The organism is Aquipseudomonas ullengensis, assembly GCF_014174475.1.
Taxonomy (GTDB): domain Bacteria; phylum Pseudomonadota; class Gammaproteobacteria; order Pseudomonadales; family Pseudomonadaceae; genus Aquipseudomonas; species Aquipseudomonas ullengensis.
This window is the reverse complement of sequence record NZ_JACJUD010000006.1, coordinates 1-12,169: the sequence shown is the minus strand read 5'-3', so window position 1 is coordinate 12,169 and position 12,169 is coordinate 1. Positions and strand designations below refer to the sequence as shown.

Here is a 12,169-nt window from a genome sequence, read left to right as displayed (position 1 = left end):
GGGGATGACTGTTTTGGCTGGGTAGCAGCACCGTCATTCCCGCGCAGGCGGGAATCCAGGTCAAGCGGCACAGATGCAAGCAGGTATTTGTGGTGGTAAAGAAAAAGGGCGCCGATTGGCGCCCTTTTTCATGTCTGTTGTTTTAAATCCGATAGGTGCTCTTGGTCATCACCTTGGACAACAGGCTCATGCCGAACTTCACCGGTGCGGGAAAGCGCAGGCCGCCGGCCTCGAGGGCACTGGTGGCGTGCTGCTCTTCGTCGTCGCGCATTTGCTGCAGGATCGCGCGGGTCTTGGCGTCATCCAGGGGGATCTGCTCGAGGTGCTCGTCCAGGTGCTTGACCACCTGATCCTCGGTGGCGGCGACGAAGCCCAGGCTGACTTTGTCGCTGATCAGCCCGGCGACCGCGCCGACGCCGAACGACAAGCCGTAGAACAGCGGATTGAGCACGCTCGGGTGGCTGCCCAGCTCGCGGATGCGCTGTTCGCACCAGGCTAGGTGATCTACCTCTTCATCGGCGGCATGCTCCATGGCCTTGCGCACCTGCGGCAGCTTGGCGGTCAGCGCCTGGCCCTGATACAGCGCCTGGGCGCAGACCTCGCCAGTGTGGTTGATGCGCATCAGCCCGGCGACATGGCGGGTTTCTTCCTCGCTCATCTGCGCTTCGTTCTGCAGCACGGCCGGCGAAGGGCGAGCGGGTGCGCCACTGAAGGGCAGCAGGGTGCGCATGGCCGCATCGGCCTGCATCAGCAGGCGGTCGACGGGGGAAAACTGGCGTTCGTTGCTCATGGCCATCTCCACGGAAAGCATGCCGGCAGTTTACCTGAACAGCCGGGCAGAAAATTGACCGGCGACAAGAGGCCGCGGGGCCAGGGGAGGCGTTAGCCCGGTGGCCAGTTCATCTGCCGTTGCCCGAGTACATGCATGTGGATGTGGTAGACGGTCTGCCCGCCCAGCTCATTGCAGTTCATCGCCACGCGAAAGCCTGCATCGCAGCCCAGTTCCTTGGCCAGGCGCTGGGCGGTGAAGAGGATATGCCCGGCCAGCGGGCGATCGTCTTCACCCAGGTCATTGAGCGTGCTGATGTGGCGCTTGGGGATCACCAGGAAGTGCACGGGTGCCTGCGGGCCGATATCGTGGAAGGCGAGCACCTGGTCGTCTTCGTAAATCTTGCGGGCGGGAATGACACCGGCGACGATCTTGCAGAACAGGCAGTCCACGGGCTTTCCTCTTACGAGTTTCGGTAAGCTGGCAGTGTAGTGGCGCCTATCTACCCCGGCCAGCCTGGGCCGGTTTCACAAGGAGTGAGTGTGAAGAACGATATTCATGATCTGGGGCTGGTGCTCGATTCCAGGGTCAAGCTGGTGGCAGTCGAGTCCTGGGACGAGGCGCGGGTGCTGGAGACCCTGACGGCCCTGGCGATCAAGCGCGGCCTGGGCATTTACACCTGGTCGGTGACCGAAGGCCTGCAGCGCCTGGCCTTTGGCGGCGAGCCGGTGGGCGAGCTGGACAGTCGTGAACCGGAGCAGGCACTGCGCCTGATCAAGGCGGACCCCACGCCCAATCTCTATGTGATGTGCGACCTACATCCGTTCCTGGTCGACAACCCCAAGCTGGTGCGGTTGCTCAAGGAAGTGGCGATGAGCGAGGCGCCGAACAAGCCGACGCTGGCATTGGTGTCCCACGCGCTCAAGCTGCCGGCGGAAGTGCAGCGCTACGCCGCGCGCTTTAGCCTGGCGCTGCCGACCGAGGAAGAACTGCTGAGCATCGTGCGCGAAGAGGCCACGCGCTGGAGCGAGCGCAACCGCGGCGCGCGGGTGCGTACCGATAATCGCACCCTGCAGCAGGTGGTGAAGAACCTGCGCGGCATGAGCCACGCCGAGGCGCGGGCACTGGCGCGCAACGTGATCTGCGACGACGGCGCGATCACCCAGGAAGACCTGCCGGAGCTGAACAAGGCCAAGTTCAAGCTGCTCGACCTCGAAGGCGTGCTCAGTTTCGAGTACGACACCGCGCGCTTTGCCGAGGTCGGTGGTTTGCACAACTTCAAGCGCTGGCTGGGCGAGCGGGAGGAAATCTTCGTCAGCGGCAAGTCCACGGACATGCCCAAGGGCGTGTTGCTGGTCGGCGTGCAGGGCGGCGGCAAGAGCCTGGCGGCCAAGGCCGTTGCCGGGCTCTGGGGCCTGCCGCTGCTGCGCCTGGACTTCGCCTGCCTGTACAACAAGTTCTTCGGCGAGACCGAACGCAACCTGCGTGAGGCGCTCAAGCTGGCCGAGCAGATGGCGCCCTGCGTGTTGTGGATGGATGAGCTGGAGAAGGGGCTGGCCAGTGGCGAGCACGATGACGGGGTGAGCCAGCGCGTGCTCGGCACCCTGCTGACCTGGATGGCCGAACGCACGGCGCCGGTGTTCATGGTCGCCACGGCCAACGCCATCCAGCGGTTGCCGCCAGAGCTGGTGCGCAAGGGGCGCTTCGACGAGCTGTTCTTCGTCGACCTGCCGGATGCGACTGTGCGTGCGGACATCTTCGCCATTCACCTGCGGCGGCGCGAATTGGACCCGGCGCAATTCGATCTCAAGCAGTTGGCCGACGCCTGCGCTGGGTTCTCCGGGGCGGAGATCGAGCAAGTGGTGGTCAGCGGCCTGTATGCGGCGCAGGCGCGCCAGCAGCCGGTGGATCAGGCGTTGTTGTTGCAGAACATTCAGAGCACTGCGCCGTTGTCGGTGGTGATGGCCGAGGACCTGGCCGAGCTGCGCGCGTGGGCGGATGGACGCACGGTCAACGCCGGCTGAACCGGCGTGCCGTGTGCGGGGTTACTCGCGGGGGAGCAGTGGGCGGATCATGCGCATGGCGATCCGCCGCACCAGTGCACGGGGCGCCAGGCGCAGCAGCGGTGGCACCAGGCGGTTGCGCCAGCCGGGAATGATGATCGCGCGGTTCTTGTCCAGGCCGCGCACGGCGATCAGGGCGATTTCCTCTGGACTGGCCAGCAACTGCTGGCGTTCCAGCCCGCTGGAGCGGATCGCCGCATTGCGGAAGAAACCGGTCGCAACCGGCCCCGGGCACAGCACGGAAACCTTCACCCCGTGGGGCGCCAGTTCGTTGCGCAAACCCTCGGACAGGCTCAGCACATAGGCCTTGCTGGCGAAGTAGTTGCTCATCAGCGGGCCTGGCTGGAAGGCAGCCAGCGAGGCGACGTTGAGGATCTGCCCGCCACCCTGGGCGACCATGCCTTGGCCGATGGCATGGCACAGGCGCGCCAGGGCCAGCACGTTGAGCTCGATCAGCTGCTGCTCTCGACCCCAATCCAGCTCGGTGAACAGGCCGGCGCTGCCGATGCCGGCGTTGTTCACCAGCAGGTCGATGCGCCGCTCACCCTGTTCCAGTTCCTGGATCAGGCCGCTGACCTGCATCGGCTGGCTGAGGTCGCAGACGCGGAACAGCGCTTCGACGCCGAAGCGCTGGCTCAGCTCGCAGGCCACGCTTTCCAGGGCCTCGCGTTGGCGGGCGACCAGAATCAGCTTGTGCCCGCGCCGGGCCAGCGCTTCGGCCAGGGCCAGGCCCAGGCCACCCGAGGCCCCGGTGATCAGCGCGTAACCGCTCATGCGTGCTCCTTTGGCTGGCTCACCGGTTACTCCTCGATAGTCGTGGCGGAGTCCGTGTGCTGCGCCTGCTCGGCGCGCTCGGTGTAGTCCTGGTAGGAGGGGATGGCGATGGCGGCGAGGATGCCGAGGATCGGAATCAGCAGCATGCTCCAGGCCAGGGCAACCACGCCGCGGCTGTTTGGCGGTGGCGGCGGGCCGTAGCGGTTGGCGCCGGTGTTGCCCGGTACGACGAGCAGGAGCAGGGCCAATACGCTGCCAATCACTGGGACGAAGTTGAGCAGCCAGAGCCAGCCGGACCAGCCGAGGTCATGCAGGCGCTGCACGCCGATCTGCACACTGACCACAATGGTGGCGATGGCTGCCGGGATGGCGAGGATGATGCCCAGCGTCGGAGACAGGGCGATGGCGCCCATGACCAGGCCATAGACAATCATGGCGATGAAAAGCAGGGCGGCCGACCAGCCCAGGTAACGCACCCGGCCGATCCGGCCCTGGACGCTGAACACCTTCAGCTCGGCATAGTCCGACAGCTCCTCGGCGACCTGGGCCTTGGGCGTGGAGTAGGGCGAGGGGTCGGCGCTGGCCGCGGGCTGCGGCTGTGGTGGCGGGTTGGCGGCCAGTTGCGCCTGGCGGGCCAGGTACTTGTCGATGATGATGCCGCAGGCGCTGCATTCGTTGGACTTGGCCTGGGTGTGGCCGCATTTCGGGCAGTTCATGCTGACCACCGTTTGCGCGGGCTCCGGGGTCTCCGTGTCCACCAGGGTCAGGCTGGCGGCCAGGTCGGGCTCCTTGCGCACCTTGGCGCCGGCGTTCTGCAGGGCGATCAGGTATTTGTCCGCCTCATCCTCGGGCAGGTCGCGCTTGATCGGCACGTTGGCGCCACTGAACAGCGATTCGACCCGGCTGCGGTTGCTCTTGAAGAGCTGCGCGAGGTTGTCCTTGACGGTATCCAGTGCCATATCCGGCATCAGTTCGCCGCTGAATACGATCTTGAAACGAGCTTGTGTCATCGATGCGTCCCTGTCGGTTCTTATGGTCGATTGGCTACAGCCTAATGTTCGCTAAAGCGGCTAGACAAGTCCGCGGCTCAACGTGGCCAGTGTTGCACCAGTTGCCCGCTGCGGGCTGCCGCCGCGCGGTATTCGGCATCCAGGCGGGCGACCAGTTCGGCCACGCTCGGCAGATCGTCGATCCCGCCCACCCCCTGGCCAGCAGACCACACGGTCTTCCAGGCCTTGGCTTCATCGTTGATCGGTTTGAGTTTCTCGCCGTAGTTGATGTCGCCCTTGTTCTGCAGCTGCTGCAGATCATAGCCGGCCGCGGTCAGACTCTGGCGCATGAAGCTGGCTGGCACGCCGGACACCGCCGGGGTGTGCACGATGTCGGCGGCCTTGGCTTCGAGGATCATCTGCTTGTACGCCTCACCGGCATTGCTCTCGCGGGTGGCGATAAAGCGGCTGCCAAGGTAGGCCAGGTCGGCACCGAGCAGTTGCGCGGCGAGAATCTCGTGGCCGTGGTTGAGGCAGCCGGCCAGTAGGACGGTCTTGTCGAAGAACTGACGGATCTCCGCCACCAGGGCGAACGGGCTCCAGGTGCCGGCATGGCCACCGGCGCCGGCGGCCACGGCAATCAGGCCATCGACTCCGGCTTCGGCGGCTTTTTCGGCATGCCGGCGGGTGGTCACGTCATGGAACACCAGGCCGCCATAGCTGTGCACCGCATCCACCACTTCCTTCACCGCGCCCAGGCTGGTGATCACCACCGGCACCTTGTGCTCCACGCAGATCGCCAGGTCGGCCTGCAGGCGCGGGTTGCTGCCATGCACGATGAGGTTGACCGCGTAGGGCGCGGAGTCGGCTGTCAGGCCTGCTTCGATCTCCTCCAGCCAGGCCTTGAAGCCACTGCTTTCGCGCTGGTTGAGGGCGGGGAAGCTGCCGACCACGCCGCTGTGGCAGCAGGCCAGCACCAATGGCGGGGTAGAGACCAGGAACATCGGCGCAGCGACTACCGGCAGGCGCAGGCGTTTATCAAGCAGGGCGGGCAGAGACATGGGGCTTCCTCATAGTGTTGTGGCGTGGGTGATCCTAGAAGGGTTTCACCACCACCAAAATGACGATAAGCAGCAGGAACAGTACCGGGATTTCATTGAACCAGCGATAGAACACATGGCCACGGGCGTTCTCGCCGCGGGCGAAGCGCTTGAGTTGGGCGCCGCACACATGGTGGTAGCCGATCAGCAGCGCTACCAGCAGCAGCTTGGCGTGCAGCCAGCCCATCTGCAGCCAGGCGGGGTTGAGGTACAGCAGCGAGCCGCCGAGCACGAGGGTGGCGATCATCGAGGGATTCATGATGCCGCGATAGAGCTTGCGCTCCATCACGCAGAAGCGTTGCTGGCTGGTCTCGTCGTCGCTCTGGGCGTGATAGACGAACAGCCGGGGCAGGTAGAAGAGGCCGGCAAACCAGCAGACCATGGCGATAATGTGCAGGGCCTTGACCCACAGATAGAGCATCGAGCGGTTCCTGAGCGCGGATTCTGCTGCCGATAGTAGTGAAAGGTCGGCCCGCGCGTCACCTTTGAGGTTGGCCGCAGCCCCGGTGCGCCTTATCATCGACAGCTTTTCTGGGTTCGCTTCGAGGAAAATCTGATGGTCAAGGTTGGTATTGTCGGCGGCACGGGCTACACCGGGGTGGAATTGCTGCGCCTGCTGGCTCAGCACCCACAGGCTGAAGTGGCGGTCATCACCTCGCGCTCCGAGGCCGGGGTGAAGGTTGCCGACATGTACCCGAACCTGCGCGGCCATTACGACAACCTGGCCTTCAGCGTGCCGGACGTGGCGACCCTGGGCGCCTGCGACGTGGTGTTCTTCGCCACTCCGCACGGCGTGGCCCATGCCCTGGCCGGCGAACTGCTGGCTGCCGGCACCAAGGTCATCGACCTGTCCGCCGACTTCCGCCTGCAGGATGCCGAGGAATGGGCCAAGTGGTACGGCCAGCCGCACGGCGCGCCAGACCTGCTGCCCGAGGCGGTCTATGGCCTGCCCGAGGTCAACCGCGAAGCGATCAAGGGCGCACGCCTGATCGCCGTGCCGGGTTGCTACCCGACCGCCACCCAGCTCGGTTTGATCCCGTTGCTGGAGGCTGGCCTGGCCGAGCCGGGTCGCCTGATCGCCAACTGCGCCTCTGGTGTCAGCGGTGCCGGGCGTGGTGCCAAGGTCGGTTCGCTGCTGTGCGAGACCAGCGAAAGTCTGATGGCCTATGCGGTCAAGGGCCACCGCCACCTGCCGGAAATCAGCCAGGGCTTGCGCCGCGCCGCCGGCGGGCCGGTGGGGCTGACCTTCGTGCCGCACCTGGCGCCGATGATCCGTGGCATCCATGCCACCCTCTACGCCACCGTGGCGGACCGGGGTGTCGACCTGCAGGCCTTGTTCGAGAAGCGCTATGCCAACGAGCCTTTCGTCGATGTGATGCCGGCCGGCAGCCATCCGGAAACCCGCAGCGTGCGCGGCGCCAACGTCTGCCGCATTGCCGTGCATCGCCCGCAAGGCGGCGAGCTGGTGGTGGTGCTGGCGGTGATCGACAACCTGGTCAAGGGCGCCTCCGGCCAGGCGGTACAGAACCTGAACATCCTGTTCGGCCTCGATGAGCGCCTGGGTCTTTCCCACGCCGGGATGATGCCGTAAGGGTGAACTGCTTGCGGCGCCAGGCTTGATTTCGCCGCTGCAGGTACCCATTTACAGGCGAGTGAGCCCGGGCGTGCGGTCGGACAATAATTGACCAATTTGCTCGGGTAAGCGGATAATGCCTAGCCTCAGCAGTACGTAACATGGCGCCTGGCGCCGGGAGAGCAGCAAGATGAGCGTCGAAACCTTCACTCCAACCCCCTTGGTTTTCACCCACGGGGCAGCGAACAAGGTGAAGAGCCTGGTCGATGAAGAGGGTAACGAGCGCCTGAAATTGCGTGTGTTCGTGACCGGCGGCGGGTGCTCTGGCTTCCAGTACGGTTTCACCTTCGATGAAGACGTGGCGGATGACGACACCATCGTCGAGCGCGAGGGCGTAAGCCTGGTGGTCGACCCGATGAGTTTCCAGTACCTGGCAGGTGCCGAAGTGGACTACCAGGAAGGTCTGGAAGGTTCGCGCTTCGTGATCAAGAACCCCAATGCCAGCACTACCTGCGGTTGCGGTTCGTCCTTCTCGATCTGACCGGTATCACCCAGTAAAAAGCCGCGCATTTGCGCGGCTTTTTCGTTTCTGGGGCTGGGCTTCAGGCGGGGTAGATCGCGCCGAGTACGCGCAGGCCGCGAGCGCCGGTCACGCTGGGGCGATTGGTCGGGATGCCGTGCAGGCAGCAATGGGCCAGCCAGGCGAAGGCCATCGCTTCGATCCAGTCAGGTGCTACGCCATGGGCTTCGGTGCTGGCCACGTGGCAATCCGGCAGCAGCTCCTGCAAGCGTCGCATCAGGGCGCCGTTGTGCGCGCCGCCGCCACAGACGAGCAGTTCGGCTGTGCCGTGCTGGGCGTGCTGCAACGAGTCGACGATGCTGCGTGCAGTGAGTTCCAGCAGGGTGCGTTGCACGTCGGCAGGCGCAATCGCAGGCAGGGCGGCAAGGTGCTGTTGCAGCCAGGCCAGGTTGAACAGTTCGCGCCCGGTGCTCTTGGGGCCGCGTGCGCAGAAGAACGGGTCACCAAGCAGTACCTGTAGCAGGCCCTGATCCAGGTCCCCGCTGGCAGCCCAGGCGCCGTCGCGGTCGTAGCTCGCGCCATTTTCCTGCTGGATCCAGGCATCGAGCAGCACGTTGCCGGGCCCACAGTCGAAGCCGCGTACGGGCTGCTCCGGGTCGATCAGGCTGAGGTTGCTGAATCCACCGATATTGAGCACAGCGCGGGGCTGCTTGCTGTCATCGAACAGGGCTTCGTGAAACGCCGGTACCAGTGGCGCGCCCTGGCCGCCAGCGGCTACGTCGCGACGGCGAAAGTCGGCGACCACGCAGATACCAGTCAGCTCGGCGAGCAGAGCCGGGTTACCAATCTGGATGGTGAAGCTGCGGGCCGGTTCGTGGCGCACCGTCTGGCCGTGGCTGCCAATCGCCTGGATATCACTGGCATGCAGTCCTTCGCGGGCCAGCAGGTCGTGAATGCCTTGGGCGGCCAGTGCGACCCACTGCTGCTCGGCCATAGCGGCACGCGCCAGCTCATCGGGGCCACTGGCGCACAGCGCAAGCAGGGCGCTGCGCAGTTCGGCGGGCATCGGGATGTAGTGATGAGCGAGGAGGGTGGGGCGTTGATCTTGCCTGATCAGGGCAATGTCCAGGCCATCAAGGCTGGTGCCGGACATTACCCCCAGGTAGCGCTGCATGCTCAGGGCTTGTTCATGGCCAGTTGCGTGGCCTTTTCCTGATCCATGCGCGCCATCAGCGGCTGGCTCAGTTGCATGAAGCGTTGTTTCTCGTTGCGCGCGATGGGGTCGGCCATCGGCAGCTTCTGGCTCAGCGGGTCGACGTGTTTGCCGTTGACCTGGAACTCGTAGTGCAGGTGCGGGCCGGTCGACAGGCCGGTGGTGCCAATGTAGCCAATGATCTGCCCCTGCTTGACCATGCCGCCAGTACGAATGCCTTTGGCGAAGCCCTGCATGTGCCCGTAGAGGGTGCGATAGCTGTTGCCGTGCTGGATGATCACCGCATTGCCGTAGCCACCGCGGCGGCCAGCGAGGAGGATCTTGCCATCCCCGGCCGCCTTGATCGGCGTGCCACGCGGGGCTGCATAGTCGACGCCTTTGTGGGCGCGGATCTTGTTCAGGATTGGGTGGCGGCGGCCCATGGAGAAGCGCGAACTGATACGGGCGAAGTCCACCGGGGTGCGGATGAACGCCTTGCGCATGCTGTTGCCGTCGGCGTTGTAGTAGCTGGTTACACCCTGTTTGCTGGTGTAGCGCACGGCGGTGTAGGTCTTGCCGCGGTTGGTGAAGCGGGCGGCGAGGATGTCGCCGTTACCCACCTGCTTGCCGTTAACCACGTGCTCTTCGTAGATCACTTCAAATTCGTCGCCTTCGCGGATGTCGAGAGCGAAGTCGATGTCGTAGCCGAAGACGTTGGCCAAGTCCATGGTCAGGTCATGCGACAGGCCGGCACGTTTGGCCGAGAGGAACAGTGAGCTGTTGATCACGCCGTGGGAGTAGGCGGTGCGCATGTCTGGTTTGACCAGCTCGCGCTTGAAGTTGTAGCCCTTGTCGGTGCGGCTCAGGGCAATGCTTTCCAGGTCGCTGAGCTTGCTGCGGACGTTGTCCAGCTTGCCGTCGGGAGTCAGCTTGAAGTCCAGCACCTGGCCGATCTTCAGGCGGCTGAGCTGCTTGGCATCCTTGCTGCTGTTCAGGGCTTCGTGCAAATCCGTTGCGCTCAGGCCGACACGCGCGAACACCGTCGACAGCGTATCGCCATTGCCGACGGTAACGGTTTTCTGCAAAGGGTCGGAGGGAGGAGTCGCTGCTGCGGTCTTGTTCGCGTCTTGGTTGGCGCTGTCTTTATTAAGGTTGGCGCTGCCGTTGAATGGCGAGCTGCCGATATCCCCGGAGGCTTGACCTGGTCGGAGATCGTCTTTTTCCTGCAGCAGTTGCTCGGAGCCGTTATCCAGCTCCAGGCTCAAGTAGGTCTTCTTCGCCTCGACTTCGCGCGACGGGAACACCAGCAAGGCCAGGCTCAGCAGCGCCGCTACGCCGCTGGCCGCCAGCAGGTGGCTCCTCGGATAGTAGGGCGGGGCTTTGGGTACAGATTGCGTCATGGCTAAGGGTGTTTCTTGGAAGAATGCATTAACTGTCTAAAATATAATCAAATTTATCTATAGGCAACCCTGCAGGCCAAGCATCGGCCCAGTGGCATGCGCCAGGCGCAGAGCTTGTAATTGGTCAGTGATCTTGTATGGTTGGTTCCCTTTTGTTTTTGAGTGGCGACGAGTCCTGTTATGAAGTCGGTTGAAGAGCAGCTGGCGCTGATCAAGCGCGGTGCGGAAGAGGTTCTGGTCGAGGCGGAACTGATCGCGAAACTCAAGCGCGGCCAGCCGCTGCGGATCAAGGCGGGTTTCGATCCAACCGCACCGGATCTGCACCTAGGTCATACCGTGCTTATTAATAAGCTGCGCCAGTTCCAGGAGCTGGGCCATCAGGTGATTTTCCTGATCGGCGACTTCACCGGCATGATCGGCGATCCGAGCGGCAAGAGCGCCACGCGCCCGCCGCTGACTCGTGAGCAGGTGCTGGAGAACGCCGAAACCTACAAGACTCAGGTGTTCAAGATCCTCGATCCAGCGAAGACCGAAGTGGCCTTCAACTCCACCTGGATGGATGCGATGGGTCCGGCCGACTTCATTCGCCTGACCTCGCAATACACAGTTGCGCGCATGCTCGAGCGCGATGACTTCGACAAGCGTTACAGCAGTAACCAGCCTATCGCCATTCACGAGTTCCTCTATCCGCTGGTGCAGGGCTATGACTCGGTCGCGTTGCGTGCGGATGTCGAGCTGGGCGGTACCGATCAGAAGTTCAATCTGCTGATGGGGCGCGAGTTGCAGCGTGGCTACGGTCAGGAGTCGCAGTGCATCGTTACCATGCCGCTGCTTGAGGGGCTGGACGGCGTGAAGAAGATGTCCAAGTCGCTGGGCAACTATATAGGTATCCAGGAAGCGCCAGGCGTCATGTACAACAAGCTGGTGTCGATGCCCGATGCGCTGATGTGGCGTTATTTCGAGCTGCTGAGCTTTCGCTCCATGGAAGAGATCGAGCAGTTCAAGGTGGATATAGAGAAGGGCGCCAATCCTCGCGACATCAAGATCAAGCTGGCTGAGGAGATTGTGGCGCGCTTTCACGGCGAAGAGGCTGCGGCTACTGCGCACCGCTCTGCGGGCAACCGCATGAAGGATGGTGAACTGCCGGAAGACCTGCCAGAGGTCGAGTTGCTGTCGGCGGAAGATATGCCGATCTCCTTCGTCCTTAATAAGGCAGGCCTGGTCAAGAACGCTGCTGGGGCTCGTGATCTGCTGGGTTCTGGTGGGGTGAAGGTGGATGGCGAGGTGGTTGATCGTGCGTTCATCTTCAAGCTGGGTTCGACCCATGTCTGCCAGGCCGGCAAGAAGGCTTTTGCTCGTATCTCGTTAAAAGCCGAATAAAGCTTTCAATAAGGTGTTGACGGGAGGTTTTGCGGGCCTATAATGCGCACCTCTTCCGGCGCGGCCTGATCTGAAAACTCCTTGATAAACAATGAGTTAGATGAAAATAAAGGTTGCTCCGGTGGCGGATTCGAGTAGAATGCGCCGGGCTGGCAGGGTGGTGGTTTGATCCTGTCGGTGCTTCGGCCCGAAAGGGCTGGAGAAGCTGAAAAGAGGTGGTTGACAGCGAGTTTGAACGCTGTAGAATTCGCCTCCCGCTGATGTGAAGCGCAAGCGGATCGGAAGTGCAAGCGGTTGAGAGGAAACGAAAAATTCTTCGAAACTGGTTGACAGAAAGAAAGGCTGCTGTAGAATGCGCGGCCTCGGTTGAGACGAAAGGCTTAATCGAAACGCTCTTTAACAACTGAAT

The 12,169-nt window shown here is 63.3% G+C and carries 12 protein-coding genes; 4 read left to right on the top strand and 8 right to left on the bottom strand.

From position 1 onward, the window contains the following. Positions 1 to 142: 142 nt before the first annotated feature. Positions 143 to 790 carry a 2-polyprenyl-3-methyl-6-methoxy-1,4-benzoquinone monooxygenase gene (gene coq7, locus H3H51_RS16925; RefSeq protein ID WP_183090251.1) on the bottom strand — a complete coding sequence of 216 codons (648 nt, stop codon included), beginning with the start codon at positions 788 to 790 and terminating at the stop codon, positions 143 to 145. A gap of 92 nt (positions 791 to 882) precedes the next feature. Beyond that, on the bottom strand, positions 883 to 1,221 hold the full coding sequence (locus tag H3H51_RS16920) for a histidine triad nucleotide-binding protein (RefSeq protein ID WP_183090250.1): 339 nt from the start codon (positions 1,219 to 1,221) through the stop codon (positions 883 to 885). 90 nt (positions 1,222 to 1,311) lie between these two features. Here H3H51_RS16920 and H3H51_RS16915 point away from each other — a divergent pair, with 90 nt between their 5' ends. Next, positions 1,312 to 2,793 (top strand): AAA family ATPase, encoded by a 1,482-nt coding sequence (locus tag H3H51_RS16915; RefSeq protein WP_183090249.1) that lies wholly within the window; start codon positions 1,312 to 1,314, stop codon positions 2,791 to 2,793. A gap of 21 nt (positions 2,794 to 2,814) precedes the next feature. Here the strand turns inward: H3H51_RS16915 and H3H51_RS16910 are convergent, their stop codons facing one another. The 4 genes from H3H51_RS16910 to hemJ form a co-directional block, all read right to left on the bottom strand. Beyond that, positions 2,815 to 3,606 carry an SDR family NAD(P)-dependent oxidoreductase gene (locus H3H51_RS16910; protein WP_183090248.1) on the bottom strand — a complete coding sequence of 264 codons (792 nt, stop codon included), beginning with the start codon at positions 3,604 to 3,606 and terminating at the stop codon, positions 2,815 to 2,817. A gap of 26 nt (positions 3,607 to 3,632) precedes the next feature. Further along, positions 3,633 to 4,616 carry a DUF805 domain-containing protein gene (locus H3H51_RS16905; protein WP_183090247.1) on the bottom strand — a complete coding sequence of 328 codons (984 nt, stop codon included), beginning with the start codon at positions 4,614 to 4,616 and terminating at the stop codon, positions 3,633 to 3,635. Between the two features lie 77 nt (positions 4,617 to 4,693). After that, positions 4,694 to 5,656 (bottom strand): NAD(P)H-dependent flavin oxidoreductase, encoded by a 963-nt coding sequence (locus tag H3H51_RS16900; protein WP_183090246.1) that lies wholly within the window; start codon positions 5,654 to 5,656, stop codon positions 4,694 to 4,696. Between the two features lie 34 nt (positions 5,657 to 5,690). Continuing rightward, positions 5,691 to 6,116 carry a protoporphyrinogen oxidase HemJ gene (gene hemJ, locus H3H51_RS16895; RefSeq protein WP_183090245.1) on the bottom strand — a complete coding sequence of 142 codons (426 nt, stop codon included), beginning with the start codon at positions 6,114 to 6,116 and terminating at the stop codon, positions 5,691 to 5,693. A 135-nt stretch (positions 6,117 to 6,251) separates the two neighbouring features. Between hemJ and argC the strand changes: the two genes are divergently transcribed. Continuing rightward, complete coding sequence (argC, locus tag H3H51_RS16890; protein WP_183090244.1) at positions 6,252 to 7,286, top strand: N-acetyl-gamma-glutamyl-phosphate reductase; 1,035 nt, start codon at positions 6,252 to 6,254, stop codon at positions 7,284 to 7,286. A 172-nt stretch (positions 7,287 to 7,458) separates the two neighbouring features. After that, positions 7,459 to 7,809, top strand: a complete 351-nt coding sequence (gene erpA / locus H3H51_RS16885) for an iron-sulfur cluster insertion protein ErpA (RefSeq protein WP_183090243.1) — start codon at positions 7,459 to 7,461, stop codon at positions 7,807 to 7,809. Between the two features lie 61 nt (positions 7,810 to 7,870). Here the strand turns inward: erpA and H3H51_RS16880 are convergent, their stop codons facing one another. Together H3H51_RS16880 and H3H51_RS16875 are read right to left on the bottom strand one after the other, a co-directional pair. Beyond that, positions 7,871 to 8,962 carry an anhydro-N-acetylmuramic acid kinase gene (locus H3H51_RS16880; RefSeq protein WP_183090242.1) on the bottom strand — a complete coding sequence of 364 codons (1,092 nt, stop codon included), beginning with the start codon at positions 8,960 to 8,962 and terminating at the stop codon, positions 7,871 to 7,873. 2 nt (positions 8,963 to 8,964) lie between these two features. Continuing rightward, positions 8,965 to 10,380, bottom strand: coding sequence for a peptidoglycan DD-metalloendopeptidase family protein (locus tag H3H51_RS16875; RefSeq protein WP_183090241.1), 1,416 nt, complete (start codon positions 10,378 to 10,380; stop codon positions 8,965 to 8,967). A gap of 180 nt (positions 10,381 to 10,560) precedes the next feature. Between H3H51_RS16875 and tyrS the strand changes: the two genes are divergently transcribed. After that, entirely contained in the window at positions 10,561 to 11,760 is a 1,200-nt protein-coding gene (gene tyrS, locus H3H51_RS16870) for a tyrosine--tRNA ligase (RefSeq protein WP_183090240.1), read from the top strand. The last annotated feature ends 409 nt before the right edge of the window (positions 11,761 to 12,169 follow it).

Bases quoted from the DNA above. Each gene is read 5' to 3' on its own strand.
- H3H51_RS16900 (WP_183090246.1), bottom strand. From the start codon at position 5,656: ATGTCTCTGCCCGCCCTGCTTGATAAACGCCTGCGCCTGCCGGTAGTC.
- hemJ (WP_183090245.1), bottom strand. From the start codon at position 6,116: ATGCTCTATCTGTGGGTCAAGGCCCTGCACATTATCGCCATGGTCTGC.
- coq7 (WP_183090251.1), bottom strand. From the start codon at position 790: ATGAGCAACGAACGCCAGTTTTCCCCCGTCGACCGCCTGCTGATGCAG.
- H3H51_RS16875 (WP_183090241.1), bottom strand. From the start codon at position 10,380: ATGACGCAATCTGTACCCAAAGCCCCGCCCTACTATCCGAGGAGCCAC.
- tyrS (WP_183090240.1), top strand. From the start codon at position 10,561: ATGAAGTCGGTTGAAGAGCAGCTGGCGCTGATCAAGCGCGGTGCGGAA.
- argC (WP_183090244.1), top strand. From the start codon at position 6,252: ATGGTCAAGGTTGGTATTGTCGGCGGCACGGGCTACACCGGGGTGGAA.
- H3H51_RS16910 (WP_183090248.1), bottom strand. From the start codon at position 3,606: ATGAGCGGTTACGCGCTGATCACCGGGGCCTCGGGTGGCCTGGGCCTG.
- H3H51_RS16880 (WP_183090242.1), bottom strand. From the start codon at position 8,962: ATGCAGCGCTACCTGGGGGTAATGTCCGGCACCAGCCTTGATGGCCTG.
- H3H51_RS16905 (WP_183090247.1), bottom strand. From the start codon at position 4,616: ATGACACAAGCTCGTTTCAAGATCGTATTCAGCGGCGAACTGATGCCG.
- erpA (WP_183090243.1), top strand. From the start codon at position 7,459: ATGAGCGTCGAAACCTTCACTCCAACCCCCTTGGTTTTCACCCACGGG.